The 21010-nt window shown below is 47.2% G+C and carries 22 protein-coding genes and 1 riboswitch; of the genes, 7 read left to right on the forward strand and 15 right to left on the reverse strand.

Annotated elements, in window-relative coordinates:
• Positions 1-66: 66 nt before the first annotated feature.
• The 14 genes from EL84_RS01035 to serS form a co-directional block, all read right to left on the reverse strand.
• Positions 67-2340 carry a bifunctional 2',3'-cyclic-nucleotide 2'-phosphodiesterase/3'-nucleotidase gene (locus EL84_RS01035; protein ID WP_082218784.1) on the reverse strand — a complete coding sequence of 758 codons (2274 nt, stop codon included), beginning with the start codon at positions 2338-2340 and terminating at the stop codon, positions 67-69.
• Between the two features lie 477 nt (positions 2341-2817).
• On the reverse strand, positions 2818-3234 hold the full coding sequence (locus tag EL84_RS01040) for a pyridoxamine 5'-phosphate oxidase family protein (protein ID WP_047840357.1): 417 nt from the start codon (positions 3232-3234) through the stop codon (positions 2818-2820).
• Positions 3235-3916: 682 nt separating this feature from the next.
• Positions 3917-4375, reverse strand: a complete 459-nt coding sequence (locus EL84_RS01045) for an NUDIX domain-containing protein (protein ID WP_047840358.1) — start codon at positions 4373-4375, stop codon at positions 3917-3919.
• Between the two features lie 86 nt (positions 4376-4461).
• A complete protein-coding gene (locus EL84_RS01050; RefSeq protein ID WP_047840359.1) occupies positions 4462-5235 on the reverse strand; it encodes a LamB/YcsF family protein in 774 nt (257 codons plus the stop codon).
• Positions 5235-6266: a biotin-dependent carboxyltransferase family protein gene (locus tag EL84_RS01055; protein WP_047840360.1), complete on the reverse strand. Its 1032-nt coding sequence runs from the start codon at positions 6264-6266 to the stop codon at positions 5235-5237. The genes EL84_RS01050 and EL84_RS01055 overlap by 1 nt, the downstream gene beginning before the upstream one ends.
• Complete coding sequence (gene pxpB / locus EL84_RS01060; protein ID WP_047840361.1) at positions 6263-6979, reverse strand: 5-oxoprolinase subunit PxpB; 717 nt, start codon at positions 6977-6979, stop codon at positions 6263-6265. The genes EL84_RS01055 and pxpB overlap by 4 nt, the downstream gene beginning before the upstream one ends.
• Positions 6980-7052: 73 nt before the next feature.
• The gene (locus EL84_RS01065; protein ID WP_047840362.1) at positions 7053-7631 is read right to left on the reverse strand and encodes a histidine phosphatase family protein; all 579 of its coding nucleotides are present in this window, start codon (positions 7629-7631) and stop codon (positions 7053-7055) included.
• On the reverse strand, positions 7628-8218 hold the full coding sequence (locus tag EL84_RS01070; RefSeq protein ID WP_047840363.1) for a DUF1572 family protein: 591 nt from the start codon (positions 8216-8218) through the stop codon (positions 7628-7630). The genes EL84_RS01065 and EL84_RS01070 overlap by 4 nt, the downstream gene beginning before the upstream one ends.
• A gap of 68 nt (positions 8219-8286) precedes the next feature.
• A complete protein-coding gene (locus EL84_RS01075) occupies positions 8287-8616 on the reverse strand; it encodes a DUF952 domain-containing protein (RefSeq protein ID WP_036673184.1) in 330 nt (109 codons plus the stop codon).
• Between the two features lie 51 nt (positions 8617-8667).
• A complete protein-coding gene (locus EL84_RS01080) occupies positions 8668-9225 on the reverse strand; it encodes a GNAT family N-acetyltransferase (RefSeq protein WP_047840364.1) in 558 nt (185 codons plus the stop codon).
• 28 nt (positions 9226-9253) lie between these two features.
• Positions 9254-9661: a DUF2809 domain-containing protein gene (locus tag EL84_RS01085; protein ID WP_047840365.1), complete on the reverse strand. Its 408-nt coding sequence runs from the start codon at positions 9659-9661 to the stop codon at positions 9254-9256.
• A 4-nt stretch (positions 9662-9665) separates the two neighbouring features.
• Positions 9666-10217 (reverse strand): GrpB family protein, encoded by a 552-nt coding sequence (locus EL84_RS01090; RefSeq protein WP_047840366.1) that lies wholly within the window; start codon positions 10215-10217, stop codon positions 9666-9668.
• A gap of 384 nt (positions 10218-10601) precedes the next feature.
• On the reverse strand, positions 10602-11708 hold the full coding sequence (locus EL84_RS01095; RefSeq protein ID WP_047840367.1) for an Ig-like domain-containing protein: 1107 nt from the start codon (positions 11706-11708) through the stop codon (positions 10602-10604).
• A gap of 272 nt (positions 11709-11980) precedes the next feature.
• Entirely contained in the window at positions 11981-13279 is a 1299-nt protein-coding gene (gene serS / locus EL84_RS01100) for a serine--tRNA ligase (RefSeq protein ID WP_047840368.1), read from the reverse strand.
• 387 nt (positions 13280-13666) lie between these two features.
• Between serS and EL84_RS01105 the strand changes: the two genes are divergently transcribed.
• Positions 13667-14902, forward strand: coding sequence for an MFS transporter (locus EL84_RS01105; RefSeq protein ID WP_047840369.1), 1236 nt, complete (start codon positions 13667-13669; stop codon positions 14900-14902).
• Between the two features lie 430 nt (positions 14903-15332).
• On the opposite strand, the gene EL84_RS01110 is transcribed toward EL84_RS01105, so the two are convergent.
• Positions 15333-15842, reverse strand: a complete 510-nt coding sequence (locus EL84_RS01110; protein WP_371129103.1) for a hypothetical protein — start codon at positions 15840-15842, stop codon at positions 15333-15335.
• Positions 15843-16016: 174 nt separating this feature from the next.
• Here EL84_RS01110 and EL84_RS01115 point away from each other — a divergent pair, with 174 nt between their 5' ends.
• From EL84_RS01115 to EL84_RS01140, 6 genes are all read left to right on the forward strand, one after another.
• Entirely contained in the window at positions 16017-16403 is a 387-nt protein-coding gene (locus EL84_RS01115; protein WP_047840371.1) for a VOC family protein, read from the forward strand.
• Between the two features lie 17 nt (positions 16404-16420).
• The gene (locus EL84_RS01120; protein WP_047840372.1) at positions 16421-17176 is read left to right on the forward strand and encodes an NAD-dependent epimerase/dehydratase family protein; all 756 of its coding nucleotides are present in this window, start codon (positions 16421-16423) and stop codon (positions 17174-17176) included.
• Positions 17177-17321: 145 nt separating this feature from the next.
• Positions 17322-17434: riboswitch (TPP riboswitch) on the forward strand.
• A 221-nt stretch (positions 17435-17655) separates the two neighbouring features.
• Positions 17656-18696, forward strand: coding sequence for an ABC transporter substrate-binding protein (locus EL84_RS01125; protein ID WP_047840373.1), 1041 nt, complete (start codon positions 17656-17658; stop codon positions 18694-18696).
• A 224-nt stretch (positions 18697-18920) separates the two neighbouring features.
• A complete protein-coding gene (locus EL84_RS01130) occupies positions 18921-19211 on the forward strand; it encodes an MTH1187 family thiamine-binding protein (protein WP_017690996.1) in 291 nt (96 codons plus the stop codon).
• On the forward strand, positions 19211-19969 hold the full coding sequence (locus EL84_RS01135) for an ABC transporter permease (protein ID WP_017690997.1): 759 nt from the start codon (positions 19211-19213) through the stop codon (positions 19967-19969). The genes EL84_RS01130 and EL84_RS01135 overlap by 1 nt, the downstream gene beginning before the upstream one ends.
• 38 nt (positions 19970-20007) lie before the next feature.
• Positions 20008-20916, forward strand: a complete 909-nt coding sequence (locus tag EL84_RS01140) for an ABC transporter ATP-binding protein (protein WP_053061340.1) — start codon at positions 20008-20010, stop codon at positions 20914-20916.
• Positions 20917-21010: the final 94 nt, after the last annotated feature.

A 21010-nucleotide genomic window follows, 5' to 3' on the forward strand; every position in this document is an offset into this window, starting at 1 on the left:
ATTCAAATTTGCAGAAAAAAAGACCGACAGTCTGATGACTGTCGGTCTCCCTCAACTTATTAAACTTTAAGAAGCGGGAATCACGATTTTCTGTCCAACTTTCAGGTTATGCACATTTGAGATTTGGTTAGCTGTCGCAAGCTTGCGCCAGTCTACACCATATTTCAAACCTATGCGGTACAAGTTATCGCCTTTTTTCACCACATATACCACTTTGCCGCCCGCTGGTTTCTCAGGCTGTGGCTTGGTCGTTGGTTTGGTTGGAGTAGTCGGCTCCGTAGGTTTAGTTGGCTTTGTAGGCGTAGGAGCAGGCTCCGTACCTGGTTTCGGAGTTGTTGTTGCTTCTCCAGTCAATTTCATGCCGTATTCAGCAAAACCATCATCATTTGTACCAATGAAAGACATCGCCGGGTTTGCTTCAACCAGATCTTTTGCATCCGGGGAAGAAGCAAACACAACTTCAAGATCGTTCAGCGCTGCTGCGGTTAACCCAGCAGATGGCTTAATTGGTGCCAGGGACCAGTTGCCGTCCGCTGCCGGATTAATCGTTTTATTCTCACGGATGTAGTCGATGATCACTTGACGGTTCTCATCCGGTGCAGCCAGAACAATACGTTTACCGTCCGGGTTAGCCAGCTTGGACGAAGAAGCACGGTAGTTATTCGTCGCTACGATGAATTTTTGCGCTGGGTCAATCGGTTTACCGTTAAAACTCAGATCCTTGATCCGGCTTGCCGATGCATTTACAACGGTTGCTTTGCCGTCATACTTGGCTGGTTGTGTCACATCAATCTGATACGTTACACCATCGATAACATCGAAGTTGTACGTTGGGAAGTCATTGTTGATCAGTTGTTGTTGTCCACCTTTAGCCGGGTCGATCTGGTTGAACTGACCTGCAGACCATTCCAGCCATTCTTTCAGTTCTGCGCCGTTAACCATTACAGCATGTACCGTATTTGGATACACGTACAGGTCAGCAACGTTTTTGATGGCAATGGTGCCTTTAGGAATATTCGTGTAATACGAAGCGCCTGAACGTCCACCGGCTTTGAACGGTGCACCTGCGGACAATACAGGGATTTTCTCATATTCCGTACCTTGCATATGTTTTTCGACATACCATTTCTGTGCATTCGTTACGATCTGAATGGATGGATCATCCTGAACCAGAGCGAAGAAGCTGTTGATAGGTGCAGTCGTCTCGCCCACCGGACCACGAACATACTCCAATGTACCTTCATGCTCTTCATGAACCGCATCAATGATGTCCTGATCAGCCTCTACCAGTGGTTTTTTGCCCGCTGTGTCATAGATTGGGCGTGCTTCCGTTTTGGAATCGACCACTTTCCATTTGCCATCCACTTGTTCTAGATCCAGATCAATAATCCCCAGGTGATCCCCCCAGAATCCTGGCTCTACAGCAGGAACGCCGTTAATGGTGCCCTTCTCCAGGTCTACCCCTTTTTTGCCGGAAAAATCAGCACTTGGGAACACTTTGTGGGCATGTCCAAACAGAATAGCATTAATGCCTTCAACTTGGCTCAGATACAGAACAGAGTTCTCCATCAGATCCGTTTGAGGAATTTCCTCAAATCCGGAGTGAGGAATAGCTACAATAATGTCGGCACCTTTGGCTTTCATTTCAGGAATGAATTTTTTCGCAGTAGCAATAATGTCTTTGGCGATGACCTTACCTTCAAGATTAGCGCTGTCCCATTGCATGATTTGTGGCGGTACAAATCCGATCACACCTACTTTGATCGTATGTTCTTTGCCAGTCTCATCCGTTACTTTTTTATCCAAAATCTCATACGGTGTGAAATAGTTCTTGTCATTTGTCTCATCATCATCACCATCGTCTACATAGACATTGGCATTAATGTAAGGGAAGTTCGCTCCCTCCAGCGTCATGTCCAGGAAATCCAGACCATAGTTGAACTCATGGTTACCGATGTTACCTGCATCATAATCGAGCAGATTCATCGCTTTATATACAGGGTGAGTCTCACCCTTTTTCAATGGATCAATTTTGGCAGTGTAGTCTCCCAGCGGATTCCCCTGAATTAGATCCCCGTTATCAAACAGCAGGCTGTTCTTCGCTTCGTCACGGGCTTTCTTAATCAGTGTTGCTGTTTTAGCGAGTCCATATTGGTCTGTCTCTTTGTCGGAATAATAATCATAGTTAACCAGATTGGTATGAATGTCTGTGGTCTCCATGATCCGCAGTTTAACTTTGGCAGCATCCGCAGCCGACACAGGTACCGGAAATACCGCAAGCACGTTTAATGCAATCAAAACGGCAGTCAGGCTTGATAATACTTTTTTTCTCATTTTCAAAATAACCCCTCCCGGTTATGTACATTGAATCATGCATTAATGGGCAAACGAAGAGTGCAGAAAAAAGATAGATTTCATGGGTTGTGCGTACTGACGCTCTGATGACATGCATCGGAATTTCAGGTAAGTTTATCTCACATGAACATCTATTTATGTCTGTGCTTGTCGTTTACATTCCAAATCATAACGCAATGTTCAGTCATTGAAAAGCATTATTTTTTACATTACCCGCACATACCTAGGCGAGTTTACATTATCATGCGTGAATTCGACATTTTTTTCAACATTTTAGTAGGTATATAGTGCTTATTATCTTTAAAATACGTATATTACATGTGCCTTACATGTATATCCAATTCAGCGTTATTCATCCATACCAAAAACCGTGAAACCTTAATGGCTTTCACGGTTGGATTAAACTCTGCGCGTATTTTCGCATAAGGACGCTACTTTGCAGAGGTTATGTTCATATTCGGATTATTGTGCCCACACATGATGTTCATGATCTTTCCCCGTGTATTCAATACGAGTCGGGGTAATGTCCAGAATGACATAGTTAGGATCATTAGGTCCATCGAACCACGCCTTCAGTTCGTCGTTCCACACTTGCTCACGCAAGCCTTCGTTCTTTGTCACTTCACAGGTTCCTTCAATCTCAACTACTTCCTTGGAACCACCAGCCTCATAACCTAGTAGCAGGCTAACATTCGGATTATTCTCCAGTTCCTCTACTTTGTGTGTACGGCGGTTCGTTGCCAGATGAATGTTCAGTCCATCGTTGAAAAGCGCCATATAGCGGGATTTTGGTTTACCATTCTCCACAGTGGAGAAGCTGCAAAAAGGGTTATTTTCCAATGCTTTTACAATGTTTTGTTCCAATTCAGTCTGGTTCATGGGAAGTGCTCCTTTCGGTTTGGGGGGATGTTGGAAGAACTCTGTAGAAGGCCGTTGCGGGTGCGGATCGTTCTTTGGATCGCTGTTATCTTGCAATGATCCTGATCTCTTCATCGTATACATTGGATTAAAGACGATTTACACTGACACTACGATGACAGAATAACCTTCCAATCGCTGTTATCCCCAGATTTTTTGATTCCCTTTTCTCAAGGGAAAAATCCGGTGATAGCGTATGCTTCCGATGTAGCTTTCTTTCAGAAAGCTTTTAGGCGATCGCTTCGCTTTTTCAGGTTTCTTCTGTCCTCTCCGTTATCGTGTGAATGCTTAATTCCAAAGGATATATGATTGATAACCCAAGATACATGCGAACACTTCGCTTCCTCAGAATCGATTCCGTCCCCTCCACTACGTCTACCGTTCTTCCAATTAAGGGTGAATAATAAAAAGTACAAGAGAAGTGTAGTTGTTACTATCTCTTTGTGTTTAATGACAGTTCATTAATCCCTTATTACTAGAGACAGCTTAATGCAAATGCTTTTGTAATAAGCCTGTACTTATAGTGTACCCACCTCACCTATGGTGAATCCATGAACCGATACGCTAACGTGACAAAATTGGAAAAGTTCTTTATAAAAATGTTTACATAAAGGGGTTATCGCTTAAATTCTTCATGACTGATTTAATTCAGATCTCCAAGATAGATTGATGAAGAGCCCGATTGAAGAAGCAACTCACCTATGGTTTTTGGATATAAACGAATCTGGGACAGCTCTTCAAGGGCAATCCATTCCACGGCGACTTGGTGGTCGTCTGGATTGGAGCCTTCAAAAACGGTTGCCTCCGGATCTATCAGGCTGCACGCAAAATAAAATTCAACCTGGTGGATGTCTGCATCCCACTCGGCGAATTCATGATTTTTACCGATATACTCCCGGATATGTAACAGCTCTCCCACGTTCACGGCCTGACCAATCTCCTCCAGACATTCGCGCGCGACCGCATCCTTGAGTTCTTCACCTTTCTCCTGTCCTCCACCTGGGAACACATAAGCGGTACCATATTGGTCTTCCAGCCGGATGACCAGCAATCGTCCATCCTGCACAATGACAGCCTTCGCCGAGTTGCGTATGGGTTTCATTCTGTTCATTCACTCCTTGTCATTCCAAAATTTCAAAGTTCAATCCGAACAACCTGATACTACTGTTGTTCTGCTGAACATGGTTATCATCCCGTGGTATGCGAAGATAATTTAATGCCTTCCGATTCCAGCACACGACGAATCTCTTGAGCAAATGCGAGAGCGTTCGAACCGTCACCGTGGATACAGACAGTCTCTGCCTTAATGGGAACCAACGTACCATCCGTGGATACAACGACTTCGTCTTTCACCATCCGAAGCACTTGAGCAATCGCTTGTCCCGATTCTTCAATGAGGGCTCCAGCTTGGCTGCGAGGAGTTAACTTTCCGTCCGTCCCATAGGTTCGATCCGCAAACACTTCGCTCACACTACGCAGACCGATGCGATCCGCGGCATGAATCAACTCACTGCCCGCCAGACCATACAAATACAGATCAGGCTGCACTTGATAGATCGCCTCGGCGATGGCTTCAGCAAGCTTCGCATCTTCTGCGGCCATATTGTATAAAGCACCATGTGGTTTTACGTGATGCATGTGCCCCCCACTTGCACGGACAAAGGCATCCAGCGCACCGATCTGATACACCACCATGTCATATGCTTCCCGTGGCGTAATGTCCATACGTCTTCTGCCAAATCCTTGCAAATCCGGCAACCCAGGGTGGGCTCCAATCGCAACCTGATGCTCCAATGCCCTCTCCACCGTCAGCCGCATTGTAGCCGGGTCTCCTGCATGAAATCCGCAGGCAATATTGGCTGATGTAATCAAGGGTAGAATGGCCTCGTCCGACAGCGTGCGATATATACCATAACTTTCGCCCAGATCACAATTGATATCCAAGGTTTTCGAGGTATTCATTAAGCGCCCCCCATTCCTGCCATTCTTCTGCGTATCAACTTATCCATGAACTGCATATTGATTTCCTGTTCCATATACAACTGTCCGGCTTGATCATGCGTAATCTTTTTAAAAGAAATTTGGGTTCCTGGCCTAGCCTGAGCCAGGATTGGTATATCCACCCGAGCTACCTGTGCAATGACAGGATAACCTCCAATCGTCTGATGGTCCGCCATCAAGATGATGGGCTGACCATCAGGTGGCACCTGCACCGTGCCATAGGTAACGGCTTCAGACAGCCGATCCAGGGGCTGATCCAGCTCCAGTCTGGAGCCTTGCAAGCGATAGCCCATCCGATCGGATTGTGGAGAGATCACGTATTTTTCGGCATAGAATTGTCCCAGACTCGTCTCGCTGAACAGCGAACTATCCTTGCTCTCCATCACACGAATAACAGGTTGCCCATAATAGTCAGGTCTTTCACGTTCAGATAAAAGCCACGCAGGCGCCAATATTCGGTGGTCCCGCTTACTCTGCTTTACCTGCTGCTCCATACGCTGCATCCAACCTTGCGCTTCACCAGAAGGTTCACCTATGGATAACAGATCCCCCACGTGCAAGGCTCGGCCCTCCACACCGCCAAGACCTGTCTTGAGGTCTGTACTTCGACTGCCCATCACTTCAGGCACAGCTATTCCACCCGCAATCGCCAGATATCCACGCAAACCATGACGACATGGGCCAAACTTCAGTACACTTCCTGCCCGCACCAGCACAGGACGCCACAAAGGTACAGGCAGATGATCCACCGTTGCCGTCAAATCAGCTCCACATAATGAGACTAGCTGGCTCTCCTGAAATCGAAGCTCCGGTCCCGTCATCGTCATCTCCAGCACTGCCGCATGTCGGGAGTTGCCCACAAGCATATTGGCTGCTCTGGCTGCAAAGGTGTCCAAGACCCCGCCAGGATGAATACCATACCGGCGATAGCCGGTTCTGCCTTCATCCTGAACGGTAGATAACAGACCAGGGCGAATCACTTCGATACTCATCGTTCGCCCTCCTTCCGCTTCAAGGCCAGATAGTCCTGCATCGTAATCTGTTTGAATCGAACCCGATCACCTGCTGCCAGCAAACTCGGTACGTTCTCTTCCGGCCAAAACAACCGGAGTGGCGTTCGTCCAATACATTGCCATCCTCCGGGTGTGTCCACTGGATAGATTCCTGTCTGTTTGCCACCAATACCTACTGTACCCGCCTCAACCCGAAGCCTTGGCGTTGCCCGTCTGGGCGTAGCAATCTGTTCAGACAACCCGCCGAGATACGGAAAACCCGGTGCAAACCCAATCATATGTACGAGATAATCCCCGGATGTATGAATCGCAATAACGTCCTCTGCGGTCAGTCCATGTTCACTGGCAACGTAGTCCAGATCAGGGCCCCACTCGCCACCATAACATACGGGAATCGTGACCGTTCTGGGTTTGTCTTGTACGGATTCCTTCATTTGATTCAACTGTTGAAGTAGAATCTTGCATAACTGAGGGTAAGAGGAGATGAACGGATCATAAAATACTGTAACGGACGTGTAAGAAGGCACCCATTCGATCATGGCTGGCAAAGTGCTTTTTTCCAGCAAAGCACATACAGACATCACTCTGCGCTGCACAGCGTCAGACAATTGATCTCCACACTGGATGATAACCGCTGTCTCACCCAGCGGAGATAGGATCTCCTCCGTCCATGCATACGTCAATTCGGTCATGCGCCATCTCCCCCTTTGTCCACAAAGTTTGCTAGCGTTTTAACGTCAGGGCATCCATCTATTGAGACTCTCTCTAAGAATCCAAATGCACGCTGCAATTGTACAGTTCGCATTGCCACGTATTCTCATTCTTGGCGATCCGGGTAATGGATGTGTTGGACAGCTTCACGCTGATATCCAGTTCAGGCACCAGACCTCGCAGTGTATTACGCAGAACGGCTCCGTGACTGACAACAATCACTCTTCCATCGGGGTGCTGCCGTACAATATCTTCAAGCACCGCACTACCTCGAACAGTCCCTGCATCTACAAGCTCACGTCCCAGATCCAGAGTACTCCAATCCGCTCCCCACTTGGCTAACCGTTCCTCTTCCGTCGTTCCTTCGACCTGTCCTCCACCCATCTCGCGAAGTCTAGGGTCCAGATGAATCTCCTGAATACCCAAGCGATCACCAATGATGCGAGCTGTCTCACTTGCACGTTCCAAGTCACTTGCATAGATGGCATCCCAGGATTCGTCGGCCAGTCTCGCGGCAAGTAATACCGCCTGTTCCCTGCCTTCCTGATCCAGCGGATTATCCGTCTGTCCCTGGGAACGTTTTTCCTTATTCCACGCTGTACTTCCATGGCGAATCAATGCAATTTGAGTCATTGTTGTTCCTCACCTTTTTCTATATGAAGTTCATCTTCTGTAAAATGTTTGCGTGCCTTCGGTTTGGAAAATTTGCCGCCATTATATTGATCTGACCCGTTTCTCGGAATCGAGAGACTGTCCCAAGCTGTTTCTTTAAGCATTTTCGCGGCAAATACAATCTGCCCAACATGATACGGATAATGTGCTAATTGCCGAATAATGGCCTCCATCACGGTATGACCTTCATTCCGAATATATATGATATGAGACAATTGTTCCGGGGTAAACGAACGAATGGATTCGAGTAGACAATTCCAGCCTTCCTCCCATTTGGAGAGCAACTCTTCCCGGGACGAAATATCATTCACGAACTCGGCGTCCCGTTCACGCCACGGTTTCTCACCATCTGTTGTCAGTACATCCGTCCAGCGGGACAGCATATTGCCCCATAGATGTTTTACGATTACCGCAATGCTGTTCGCGTCTTCATTCCAGGATTGAAACAATTGCTCGGAATCCAGTTGTGCCATGGCTTTTTCCCCGAGCTGCTTGTAATACAAGAATTGCTTCTCGGCTGTCTCCAGAAAAACCTGATTCATATCCATCCGTTAACCACCCTTCGAAAAAGTATAATGTCCCCAGATCACGTCCAAATAGAAGCGTCACATGTTATTTATTCAGGAAATGAAAACGTACCGTCTGCATTCGGTTCAAATGGAATGACTTTGCGAACCGCATCCAGATTGAGCTCTCCATAGATATGTGGATATAGTTCATTCAATTCGTAGAGATCCTCATACACCAGTTCTGGCTTCAACGCCTTCTCATCAATACTAAGTAATAACAGATCTGTGCGGCCTGCATAATATTGCCCGGCTACCCATGGGATCTGTTCCTTCGTGGAACAATGAATGAATCCGTCTGTCTCCAGGCTATCTGGTGCATACTCAGTCCCTTTTGACACTTGCTCCCACAACGAACGGGAAATAATACTATAGATCATGGTTCCGCCTCCTTCAATTTCTGCGATGTACCCTATGTGTCATTGGAAGTATTATAGATCATCCCGGATACGGGAGTACAATTTTTGATCTGTAAATACACCTTTGACCTTCAACTGTTTGCGTAACAAACCTTCGTACGACATGCCCAGCTTCTCCATTACGCGTGCAGAGCCTATGTTGCCTGCATTACATTTCCCATCCAACCGATTGCAGTCCAGTTCCTGAAAGCAATAATCCACGATAGGTTGCATCGCTTCTGCTGCGAGCCCCTTACCCCAGTGACTGCTGGCTATCGCGTACCCTAGTTCAGCACTCTGCATGGGTTCGTTGAGATGAAAAATGCCACCTCTCCCGATCAAGGTCCCTGTTTCCTTTAAAACAAAAGCCCAGATATGTACCGTTTTCCGTTCATAATTATCCAGCACCCGCTGAATATATTGAATTGAATCCTCCACCGTCTCATGGCAGTTCCACAAGCTTTGCTGACTCACTCGCGGATCAGAGGCAAACGCATAATATTCATCAAGATCATCCATCGTAAGCCGCCTCAGTTTTAACCGCTGTGTTTCGAATTCGGGCAATTCGGCAAAAAGTTTTTCTACATTCATGCAGCACACCTCCATGATTCACTTGAGTTCATGATCCAGCCATCTTATTTCTCAGGAAATAACGATCTATCATAACCATGCACAGAATACCGACCGTATATCGAATCAGATCGATCCCCAGAAAACCATGTCCCAAAATAAGAGCACCTAATACGGTAAAGCGTACCTCAATCAGCCAAGGCGTCTGAATCAACTGCGAGAACTCAATCATCCAGCTGAATACGCAGCTCAAACACATCGCCCATACCAAGCTGCGATGAGGCCACACCATGCGTACTCCGAAATAAATCATGCCCGCCCAACATGCATCTCCGAAATGTTCATGCACCCAATCCGGCAATCGATCACCAAAGTGTCTGGATGCGAGTCCTGCCGCCATGGTCATCATGACTGCGAAGAAATAGATCAGCCTGTCTTTGATAAGTACGCTTTTCAATCAATCACACGCCTTCATCAAGCACTTGTAAAATAAATTGCGTTTTGGCAGCGGTATACGATTCCCTATCTTCCTTGTTCTCATCAGCAAGCTTTGTCTTCAGGACGGCGTAAGCTTCCACCAGATCTGGGCGTTTTCTCAGCACATCCCGAAACCGAATTTGACGATCCCAGCGTTCTTCTCCCGGGCGCATCAGATGAAGGTGTACAGCTCTCTTGCCATCCTTAACCCTGACCCAGAATCGTCTGTACTCCCGTCCATCCAGTTCAGGCGGAACGTAGTTCCAGCCCAACGGATTCAGCTGATCCGCGATCAGATCCATGTCATCCCATGACTGTACCTCTGCCATCAGATCAATAATGGGCTTGGCGGGTAACCCTGGAATGGACGTGCTTCCGATATGTTCGAATTGATGAATATTAAACTGCTCTAGAAGACGTTTGAGTTGCCGGATTTCATCCTGAGCCTGCGCATCCCAATTGGGGTTGGCCGGAGCAATCTCTACCGACTCTGTCGCCCAGGCAGGCCAATTTTCCGGTTGCATTGGATCTTTCATTCAGGTATCTCCTCTTCACCATGACATTTTAAATGGTAACCTTCTCTGTATTTTTGATAGGTGCGTTGCTTCATGCGCTTAATCGTAGTACTCCGTTGAAATGTAAGTGTGGAACTTAGGGATAAAAGAAGATATTTCAGGTAAGCCAGATCACTAGAGTTAGAGTCTGAGCTTATAATCGAAGCTTTCATATTCCTCCCATCCAATCCCCTTATATAGTTGTTAAAGCAGAAGGCATTTCAGATACATATTTCTATATATCCAAAAAAGGAGCGTATGTCTACGCCCCTAGTTGTCTGTTACCTTGATGATATTGATGATTTTAACGTGTCATGTACTGAAACTAACTTTTGATTCATGCAAGATGCTTGATTATATGAAGATTTATTTTACCGTAACAGGGATCGTCACTTTTTTGTTGCCCCACTTGGCCGTGATGGACGTTTTCCCTTTGCCTACAGCCACGATCTTGCCATTTGTTACTGTCGCTACGCCCGGCTTTGTGCTGCTCCACACCGCACTGTTGGTCACAACAGTGGTCTTGCCCGTATCATACTGGGCCATCACACTCAGCGTTGTACTTCCCTGTGGGGACAAAACCAGTTTTTTCTGGCCTGTAATCAACTTTTTGAGCAAAGGTACAACGGTAACCTCTGCCTTTATTGTCTGATTTTGATAAGTTCCTGTCAAGGTGGCTTGTCCCTCGGTCAGCGTCTTAACGGTTCCATTTTTCACGATAGCTACATTTGTATTGGAAGAGGTCCATACGATCTGTTTCGAAAGGTTGATCGTTTTGCCATTTGCGTAGGTCCCGATGACCTTCAACGCCTTGGACTTCTTGATGTTCAGCTGCATTGTGGCAGGAGTGACTTCAACTTTGGTAATTTCATCCGTCACAGCAACGGGGACTTTCACAATCGTTGTTCCATATTTGCCTTGCAGCAATACTCTGCCAGGTGTAACGCCTTTGATTTTACCGTTTTCCAGCACAGCCGAAGAAGTGGATACGGACCACACAATCTCAGACGTCACATCCTCTTCCTTACCATTCGCACGGGTAATACTTACTTTCGGAAGGGTGCTTTCACTGCCTTTAACAAAACTGTAGGATTTCGGTGAAGCTTTGATGCTTTTGATCTTCTCCTGCACTTGGACAACCAACTGGGCTTTAGACCCGTCTACTTCTGCAAAAATCGTTGCTTCGCCCGCGGCCACAGCCTTGACTTTGCCTTTCACCATCGTAGCGACTGCTGCATTACTGGTGGACCAAGTCACGCCTTCGGTAACATCCTGCTTGTTATCAAAACCTTCTACCGTTGCCATCACCTGAAGCGCAGCTGTTTCGGAAACACTCATCTTCTGCGGGCTGCTATTGGTTATTTCAATCGATTTCACGTCACCGGTAGCCGCCAAGGCCAACGAAGGGACCAGTATTGTTAATGCCATAATTAGAGCAAGTGTGCCTCGAAGCGCCAGTTTGATTCTACTCATTTCTATATCCATCTCCCATAATCCAATATTTTACTTCTATTATATTATATCGGATACGAATTGCATAAAGTTGAATAACGTGAGTGAGAGTCTTGGAACAATTCATGAGATCAGCGTGTAATCGTTATAAAAACTTTTGAATTTAGCCCGACATAGTAGGAGCTTGGTTTATGTAAATACTATTTCAGTTTAAAAGGGGATGCCCATCGTCACATGCAACATGCCGTTTGGAACATCCCCTTTTTGAATTACTAAAGCGTTACCTAACCTCTCTACTTCACTTCGTCCTGCTCTGGCAAAATCAAGCTCTCGGCCCCGCCCATATAGGGCCGCAGGGCTACCGGAATGCGAATGCTTCCATCCTCCTGCTGATGATTCTCAAGCAACGGAATCAGGATACGCGGCGATGCCACCGCCGTATTATTGAGCGTGTGACAATAGGCCAACTTGCCTTCGGCATCCAGGCAACGAATATTCGAACGGCGCGCCTGAAAATCATGCAGATTCGACGACGAATGCGTTTCTCCATATGCAACGCGGCTTGGCATCCAGGTCTCGATGTCATACTGTTTATACGTTTTCTGCGACATATCTCCGGTACATACAGCGACAACACGATACGGCAGTTCCAGTAATTGCAGCAATTCTTCGGCGTGTCCCGTAATCTCTTGCAACATGCGCTCCGATTCTTCTGCATCAGGGGCACAGAGAATGACCTGCTCAACTTTGGCAAATTGGTGCACACGATACAATCCGCGCACATCCCGTCCGCCGGAGCCAACCTCACTGCGGAAACACGTCGATACCGCGGCCAACTTCACAGGCTCTTGAACATCAACAATCTCATCCGCATAATACGAGACCAGCGGCACTTCAGAAGTTCCCACCAGCCACTTGTTCTCCCCTTCAAGTTCATAGACCTGATCTCGACCTGTTGGGAAGAATCCGGTGTTCACCAGTGCGTCCTCCCTGACCATCAGCGGTACCTCCATCGGTGTGAAGCCGTGCTTCAGCAGCAGATCAAGCGCAAGTTGCTGTACTGCCCGATGTAATAACAGGCCAGCGCCTTTTAATACATAGCTTCGCGTACCACCAATCTTAACTCCACGGGGAATATCGATCAGATCATGCAACTCCCCAAGTTCTACGTGATCTTTGGTATTATACTCGAACGTTGGCACCTCTCCCACACGTCGCAGCTCTACATTATCCGCATCCGACGAGCCATTGGGGGTATCCGGGGATACGATATTGGGTACCAGCCATTGCAGCTTGGTTACTTCCTCCTGCACAGGGGCGAGCCTCGCTTCCACCTGTTCCAACTGTTCATTGATCTGTTTCACCTGAGCCCGCAAACCCTCGGCCTGTTCCCGATTCCCGGCTTGCATGAGTCTGCCAATGTCCGCGGATAACGTATTGCGCAATCTGCGTCCTTCTTCCGATTCCTGTAAAAGTGCTCTGCGTTCCTCATCCCGCTCCAGCAATGTGCGAATGTTGATCTTGATTTTTTTCCCGTCTGCTGCGGCCTGAACCTCTTCTGCATGTGCACGAATCCACTTCATTTCTAACATGGTCACCGTCTCCTTTGGCTGTAAAAATACAAAGAGCGCCCTCATCCCTTGGGACGAGGAGCGCTCTGCTCGCGGTGCCACCCAACTTGCTGAATCAGGATATCCTGCTTTCAGCCTCTTGGTCCGCGATAACGGGCGGTTCCGGTTAACTTAGGGAAATATCGCTCCCCTGGCGAAAACGCCTCCGAGTTGGATTCTCTTCAACGGCATGGTCCGATCTGTAATTGTTGTGTCTCAGTATATACGAACGCCGGACCAGATTGCAACCTTTTGTATCGATCAGGAATTCATGGCACAACTTAACACGTCCTGTTATGATAGACTTTGTCTTCAAGATTGCGCTTTATTGTGATCGTCAATTATGTATATAAGTAGAAGGAGTTCTTTATGAAAAAATTACTTTGGATCGGATGTCTGTCCTATTTCCTGATTGGACTTGCCCACGTTGTGCTCGGTTCCATTCTGCCGGTTGCACTTGAACATTACGGCAAAGATTATAGTCAGGGCGGGACGCTGATCTTTGCTCAATTTGCCGGATTCCTCGGTGGTGTATTGTTATCTCCATGGCTGAACAGACGCTTTGGTAAACGGGGGGGCCTGTTAATCGCCACAGCTTTACTCTGTATTGCCGAATTATCCTACATGCTGTTGCCACCATGGGGCTGGATGTTCGTCATTGCACCCGCTGCCGGCTTCGGATTCGGAATGGTTGAAGCTGTTATTGGCACCATTATCATCGCTGCAATCAAAGACAATACAGCCGTTGCCATGAGTCGACTGGAAGTATTATTCGGGATCGGAGCGATGGTCATGCCGCTCATGGCCAGCGGTCTGATTGCTGCCGGATACTGGCGTTTGTCCTTTCTCGTTGTTGCGATCTGTGCAGCGCTGACCTTTGTTTTCTGGGCGAAAGGATCATTTGGAGAGCTGGATAAATTTCTGGAGCGACGGAGTTCAAATAACGGTTCAGTACATGCCCACACCGCAAGGACATCGGGTGAGATGCATCCCGCATCTGCAAGTACACCCAGTCCAACCTATCGTGGCCGTAACAGGACTCTTCTGGTATTATTCGTTCTGTTCTTCTTCCTATATGTTGGCACAGAGATGAGTCTTGCGAACTTCATGCCAGCGATTCTGATTGAGAAAATGAACATGAAGGAAGCCGGAGCAGCGCTTAGTGTCACCTGTTTCTGGATTGCCATGTCTGTGGGACGACTCTTCGCCGGGTATGTCGCAGAGAAATTCCAATACCGCGTCTATGTACTGTACAGTTGTCTCGCATCTGTTCTCTTGTTAATGGTATTTCCATTTACAAACCAAATCTGGTCTGCATTTCTCATCATCTTGCTGCTTGGGCTTGCGATGTCAGGCATTTTCTCCATTGCCCTTGTCTTCGCCAGCAAACTGCTGCCCGGAACCGAAGAATCCACACCCAGCATTTTGATTGCCTCAGGTGGGGTTGGCGGTGCCATTCTGCCTTTGACCACGGGATGGAGTCTGGATCATCTGGCAGTTAATCAATCTGCATGGATGCTTGCCATCTTTGCGGTTGGCCTGCTTGTTATTAGCGTGATCACGTATCAATGGCAGAACAAACATATAGCAAATTCTGCGACTTAACAGTTATGTTTCGATGCAGTCCTGAGAATTAGAATTACCTATTATTGAGATTGAGATTGAAATGTCTACTGTCATGACCTGACAGTGGACATTTTTTTGTAGCGTTACTCTGTTCTAACGAACCTAGCACACGCTATTTATCTGCATTTCAGGATATTTGAAATCTAACGAATCCTGGAGACGTTATTATAGATAATTATTTTCAAATTCAAGGTCTCGTTGCAGTTTTTTGACATAATAACGCCGCTGAGATTCGTTAGATTTTTCATTCCCTAAAAACTGGCCTAATAAGGTGTTCTCGATTCGTTAGCGCTGTAATCATCGTGGCAAGCGCCCTATTTTTGCCTCTCTCTCACCTTTCATTAAAGGTGAGAATAATATCTATTCATTTGCACAAGATTGCCCAGGAAATACTTTAGCCCCATCTGAATCACACACTTTTGTTAACGACAGGCATTACGGGCCCGTTATCCTTGATGAATTTACCGAATACATATCGTACGAGTGGTCCCAAAATGATCAATTGATATGGAAGCGCCAGGCTGAAGTTACGAGCGATTGTATGGAGATACGTACGGAGTACGGATGACCCACTTAATTGATCAGCGAGATATGCCGAGATCATTCCATACAAAGACATGATCAGAACCATGCCAATCACCATAAAAAATGACATAGCCAGCACACCTAGAATCTTATTGGACTTGTCGAAGGGCATAGAAAATGCAATCTTTCTCGCCACAGGGCCAACAATGAAAGACTCCACCAGAAACGCGATGACAAAACATAATATGAATTGAAGCAGTATCTCAAGCGGGGACATTTTGCCGAGTAACCCACTGTGCCATAGATTGAAGAACATCATGACCAAGACCATTCCTGTACACATCATTAATCCGAAAATAATTTGTTCCTTCTTGCTTGTTGGCAATTCTCTCATCCTCTCTGTTTACCTTCGTAATTATAGAGATGAGGAAACCCACCACATAAGTGAACATTCTGTGAACAATTATAATTTTTCCAAATTAAAACCGGATTTGACAACCATGTAGTACAGCCCTATGATATCCCTTAAAATGGTAGAAAGATTCATAGTATAAGGAGGATTTGGATTATGAGTTTTCAAAAACGCATTGACCACGTCGGCATTGCTGTGCGTGATCTGGAGACCACGCTGCGTTTCTATACGGAGATTGTTGGTCTTGAATTGAAAGACCGGGTAACCCATACCAACGGCGTCATTCAGCTCGCCTTCCTTGGCTTCAATGGAAGTAATGAGACTGAGATTGAGTTAATTCAAGGTTACAGCGACAAGCTGCCTTCCGAAGGTACGGTACACCATTTTGCGATCCATGTAGATGATCTTGATTCTGAGTACAAACGCATCCAAGCCACCAAAGCCGTATTTATTGATGGAGAGATTATTACACTGCCTAACGGTTACCGCTATTTCTTCATCTATGGACCTGAAAAGGAATGGATTGAGTTCTTCCAGCGCTAAGAATTGGAGTTGATTTCATGAACATTTTAATTACCGGCGCAGCCGGGAAAATTGGCCGGGACTTGTCCCAACACTTGTCAGAAGCATATCACCTGCGACTAACGGATTTGAATATCGACAGACTGCATACGTATCAAGAAACCGACCATGAGATCATGACACTGGATGTGACAGACCCTGAAGCCTGTCAGCATGCTTGCGAAGGCATGGATGTGGTAGTACATCTGGCGGGAGACCCTTCCCCGCATGCCGGATTCTATGAATCGTTGTTGGACATCAATATCAAAGGTACATTTAATGTATTCCGTGCAGCTAAGGAGCAAGGTGTGCAAAGAGTCATTCTGGCGAGCAGTGCACAGACGATTGAGGGGTATCCCATTGATGCTCAAGTCTATCCGGACATGCCAACACGCCCACGGAATTTGTACGGGGTTAGCAAATGTTTCGGAGAATCGCTCGCTTCCTATTTTGCGTATACCGAAGGTTTACAAAGTGTAGCAATACGTATAGGTGCATATGATGATTTTCAACCGGACGGACCAGCGCTGGAAGCAAGGGATATGAGCGCGTATATTAGTCCGGCTGACTTGTGTGATTTGATGTTCAAAGCAATTACAGCTACCAATCTGGAGCCCTTCACCATACTGCATGGGATCTCGAATAATCGGTTTAAACGATTGAATCTGGAAACCACTCAGAAACAGGTAGGCTATGACCCAAAATCCGATGCTTTTGCACTCAGCCAGATTGCCTTATATGATTCGCCACGATAATTATTGAAAATAACACATCTAAACAGGCTGTTATACATATGTATAACGGCCTGTTTGATAAGTTCATACGTGTCCCCATCCAGTTCCTGACTGGACACGTTCCACCCGCTGGCCTATAATTACACCTAGTAATGCCCGTAACTTCATAGTTTCCCAGGGGAGTCGGAATTGGCCGGCTGAGAGTGTATCCCACCAAGATACTAACCCTTAGACCTGATCTGGATCATGCCAGCGTAGGAATCGGAGTATATCGAAATGGCACAGCCCTATGGCTGAACGCCACCTCTCTAACGCCTGCACGCGTCCCGGAATACGGGACGCTTTTTTAATGTTCTTTTATATAGCCAGAGAGCTAAAAAAAGTGACGTTATTCAGATCTCAACTGGTATAAATCTGTCGATTTATGCAAGATGATTGGATATGAAGCCAAGGAGTACCCCGTGCCACTCGGCCGGACATATCGAAGGAGAGAATTACAGATGAAATGGCGTAAAACGATGGGATTGATGCTCTTATGCGTGCTTATGGTGACTGTAGCCGCATGTGGCGGCAAAGAAGCTGCCCCGGCAGAACAGAACAGCAACACAAATGCGGAAAGCAGTAACAAAGGTGACACTGCCGCCCTGAAAGATATTAAAGTGGTGCTCGACTGGACACCGAATACGAATCATACCGGCCTATATGCGGCTGTAGATCAAGGTTTTTACAAGGCCGAAGGCTTGAACGTGGAGATTGTACAACCAGGTGCCGGTGGCGCAGATACGATGGTTGCCTCCAATGAAGTACCGTTTGGCGTAAGTTATCAGGAGAGTGTAACTCAAGCCCGCACACAGGGTGTTCCATTGGTCTCCATCGCAGCAGTTATTCAGCATAATACATCTGGTTTCGCTGCTCCGGCGGATCGGAATATCAAGTCACCGAAAGATTTTGAAGGTAAAACCTATGGCGGTTGGGGTTCCCCAGTCGAAGAAGCCGTGATGCAATCCATTATGGAAGGCGACGGAGCCGATGTATCCAAAGTGAAAAACATTAATATGGGTGACGCCGACTTTTTCACCGCAGTAAAACGGGACATTGATTTTGCGTGGATTTTCTACGCCTGGACGGGGATTGAAGCCGAACTGCGCGGGGAACCGATCGACATGTTATATGTGAAGGATTATTCAGATGCACTGGATTATTACACGCCTGTCCTCGTAACAAACGAGCAAACGATCCAAAACGACCCTGAGCTGGTGAAAGCATTTCTGAAAGCCACTTCAGAAGGATATCAATACGCAATTGATCATCCCGAAGACGCAGCAAACATTCTGATCAAGGCCGTCCCGGATCTGGATAAAGACCTCGTACTGGCAAGCCAGAAATGGCTTAGTCCAAAATACACGGATGACGCCCCGCGCTGGGGAGAACAAAAACAGGAAGTCTGGCAGAACTACACCGACTGGATGTTTAGCAAAAAAGTGCTTGATGAACAGATCGATGTGAGCAAGGCATATACAAACGATTTTTTACCCCAATAAAATTTCTCATATAAAACGAACTTAATATTTACACGAGGACGGAGAGGACAGAAATAACGTGAAAAAGCGAAGCGGTCGCCTTTATCACCGGATTTTCCCTTTAGAGAAAGGGAATCAAAAAAATCTGGGGATAACAGCGATTGGAAGGTTATTCTGTCATCGAAGTGGCTAGTGTAACGGTCATTAGTTCATTTTATATATCATGAAAGGAGCCGTGATCTCTCATGGCAAGCACACTACTTAGTATTCAGGTTATCCCGAAAACGCCAAATGGCGAGAACTCTTATCCTTACGTAGATCGCGCCATTGAAGTTATTCAGCAATCTGGCTTGAAGTATCAGGTGAATGCGCTCGACACAACGATGGAAGGTGAACTGGAGGAACTGCTGGAAGTTGTACGTAAAATGCACGAGGTACTTGTGGAGGCTGGCAGCCCAAGCATCATCTCCCAGATCAAAATCGCCCATAGCCCTACCGGCTTCAGCATGGATACCCTGACGGAGAAGTATCGCTAATGCCTGCCTATTTCAAAAGTGTATGGCCGCCCATTGTGGCGGTTATTCTCTTTATAGCGATATGGCAGGGAGCCGTCTCCCTCTTCCATATTGAGAAATGGATGCTACCTGCACCATCCGACATCGCCCGCGAAGCGGCAACCCAGGCCGAACGGCTTGGCATGCACGCTTCCGCAACCATTCAGTTAACGCTGATTGGATTCGCTGCTGGAACAGCGGTTGGATTACTGATTGCAATGGTGCTGCATTTGGTCCCTTTTCTCAAGTCGGCCCTGTATCCTTTACTTATTCTTAGTCAAAATATCCCAACCATCGCGCTCGCGCCGCTCCTGTTAATCTGGTTCGGATTCGGGCTGTTGCCCAAGCTGATTACGATCATCCTGGTCTGCTTCTTCCCCGTTGCAGTGGCGGCCATGGATGGCTTGACCCGTACTGACGCGGCGATGATGAACTATATGCGCATGGCTGGTGCCAAACGTCATCATATCTTCTGGAAGCTGGAGCTTCCCCATGCGCTGCCATCCGTGTTCTCCGGTGTCAAAATCGCCGCTACCTATAGCGTGATGGGTGCTATCATCGCCGAATGGATTGGTGCAGACAAGGGTATTGGTTATTATATGATGCTGCAAAAGTCGGCTTATCGTACGGACCGCCTATTCGTGGCGATCATGATTATTGTCGCGCTCAGCTTGCTGCTCTTCCTGTTCATTGCCCTGCTGGAGAAGCTGCTCGTGCGCTGGCGGCCACAGAAGCGGTAGTAAAGCAAGTAATCTGTATATTAGGAAGTGATGACCATATGAATCGGCAACAGGATGAACAAGTCCAGCCTGGACGAGGAGCAAGTGTAATGGAGCCAACGCACGGTGAAAAGGTTAACTCCGCTACGCCTGATCGACCTGCCAATACGACTCCTGCTCCGGTTCCACCTGCACTGGACGTCGTTGATGTTCATGCATCATTCCGTGAACGGCGGAGCAGGTTACCGGTTCTGAACGGCCTGTCCCTGACTGTGGAGCAAGGCGAGTTTGTTGCTATCGTTGGACCTTCTGGCTGTGGCAAAAGCACTCTGTTCCATATCATCGGCGGTCTGCTTAAGCCACAGGAAGGCCAAGTACTTATGAACGGTCAGAATGTAACGGGACAGCGTGGCAAGATTAGTTATATGCCGCAACAGCCCGCCCTTTTCCCGTGGCGTACCATTGAAGATAATGTACTGCTTGCTGGTGAAGTAGCTTCAAGTGCTCCACCTCGGGCCGAAGCACTTGCAGAGGCTCGAAAGTGGTTAAGCAGCGTGGGTCTTGCCGGGTTCGAGCAGGCCTATCCTCATATGCTGTCGGGCGGAATGCAGCAGCGTGCTGCATTTCTGCGTGCCCTGCTCAGTCCGCAGGAACTCATGCTGCTGGACGAACCTTTCAGCGCGCTGGATGCACTGACACGTAGCGACATGCAGCGCTGGCTGATCGATATCTGGGAACAGAACCGCCGCTCGGTGCTGTTCATCACCCACAATATCGAAGAAGCATTGCTACTTGCAGATCGGGTCTATGTATTATCCAACCGACCTGCAACGGTGTTGCACGAGGTACATGTTCCTTTTGATCGCCCAAGACGAGAAGAAATTACGGAGGAATCCGCTTTTTTGGAACGTAAACGGCAGATTGCACAGTGGATGAAAGAAGAACAGCAGAAAGCCCGCCTATCTTGATAGTGCGGGTTTTTAAGTTATTTATTTCCTTTAATGGGTGATCCGCCATAAGAAATTCTGCGTAACATAGTTAGAATATAACTGAACACAAGGA

The sequence above is a fragment of the Paenibacillus sp. VT-400 genome (assembly GCF_001029205.1).
Taxonomy (GTDB): Bacteria; Bacillota; Bacilli; order Paenibacillales; family Paenibacillaceae; genus Paenibacillus; species Paenibacillus amylolyticus.

Coding starts and splice junctions, on each gene's coding strand:
- EL84_RS01040 (WP_047840357.1), bottom strand. CDS start 3,234: ATGAACCAGACTGAATTGGAACAAAACATTGTAAAAGCATTGGAAAAT.
- EL84_RS01045 (WP_047840358.1), bottom strand. CDS start 4,375: ATGAAACCCATACGCAACTCGGCGAAGGCTGTCATTGTGCAGGATGGA.
- EL84_RS01050 (WP_047840359.1), bottom strand. CDS start 5,235: ATGAATACCTCGAAAACCTTGGATATCAATTGTGATCTGGGCGAAAGT.
- EL84_RS01055 (WP_047840360.1), bottom strand. CDS start 6,266: ATGAGTATCGAAGTGATTCGCCCTGGTCTGTTATCTACCGTTCAGGAT.
- pxpB (WP_047840361.1), bottom strand. CDS start 6,979: ATGACCGAATTGACGTATGCATGGACGGAGGAGATCCTATCTCCGCTG.
- EL84_RS01065 (WP_047840362.1), bottom strand. CDS start 7,631: ATGACTCAAATTGCATTGATTCGCCATGGAAGTACAGCGTGGAATAAG.
- EL84_RS01070 (WP_047840363.1), bottom strand. CDS start 8,218: ATGGATATGAATCAGGTTTTTCTGGAGACAGCCGAGAAGCAATTCTTG.
- EL84_RS01075 (WP_036673184.1), bottom strand. CDS start 8,616: ATGATCTATAGTATTATTTCCCGTTCGTTGTGGGAGCAAGTGTCAAAA.
- EL84_RS01080 (WP_047840364.1), bottom strand. CDS start 9,225: ATGAATGTAGAAAAACTTTTTGCCGAATTGCCCGAATTCGAAACACAG.
- EL84_RS01090 (WP_047840366.1), bottom strand. CDS start 10,217: ATGAAAGATCCAATGCAACCGGAAAATTGGCCTGCCTGGGCGACAGAG.
- EL84_RS01095 (WP_047840367.1), bottom strand. CDS start 11,708: ATGAGTAGAATCAAACTGGCGCTTCGAGGCACACTTGCTCTAATTATG.
- serS (WP_047840368.1), bottom strand. CDS start 13,279: ATGTTAGAAATGAAGTGGATTCGTGCACATGCAGAAGAGGTTCAGGCC.
- EL84_RS01105 (WP_047840369.1), top strand. CDS start 13,667: ATGAAAAAATTACTTTGGATCGGATGTCTGTCCTATTTCCTGATTGGA.
- EL84_RS01110 (WP_371129103.1), bottom strand. CDS start 15,842: ATGAGAGAATTGCCAACAAGCAAGAAGGAACAAATTATTTTCGGATTA.
- EL84_RS01115 (WP_047840371.1), top strand. CDS start 16,017: ATGAGTTTTCAAAAACGCATTGACCACGTCGGCATTGCTGTGCGTGAT.
- EL84_RS01120 (WP_047840372.1), top strand. CDS start 16,421: ATGAACATTTTAATTACCGGCGCAGCCGGGAAAATTGGCCGGGACTTG.
- EL84_RS01125 (WP_047840373.1), top strand. CDS start 17,656: ATGAAATGGCGTAAAACGATGGGATTGATGCTCTTATGCGTGCTTATG.
- EL84_RS01130 (WP_017690996.1), top strand. CDS start 18,921: ATGGCAAGCACACTACTTAGTATTCAGGTTATCCCGAAAACGCCAAAT.
- EL84_RS01135 (WP_017690997.1), top strand. CDS start 19,211: ATGCCTGCCTATTTCAAAAGTGTATGGCCGCCCATTGTGGCGGTTATT.
- EL84_RS01140 (WP_053061340.1), top strand. CDS start 20,008: ATGAATCGGCAACAGGATGAACAAGTCCAGCCTGGACGAGGAGCAAGT.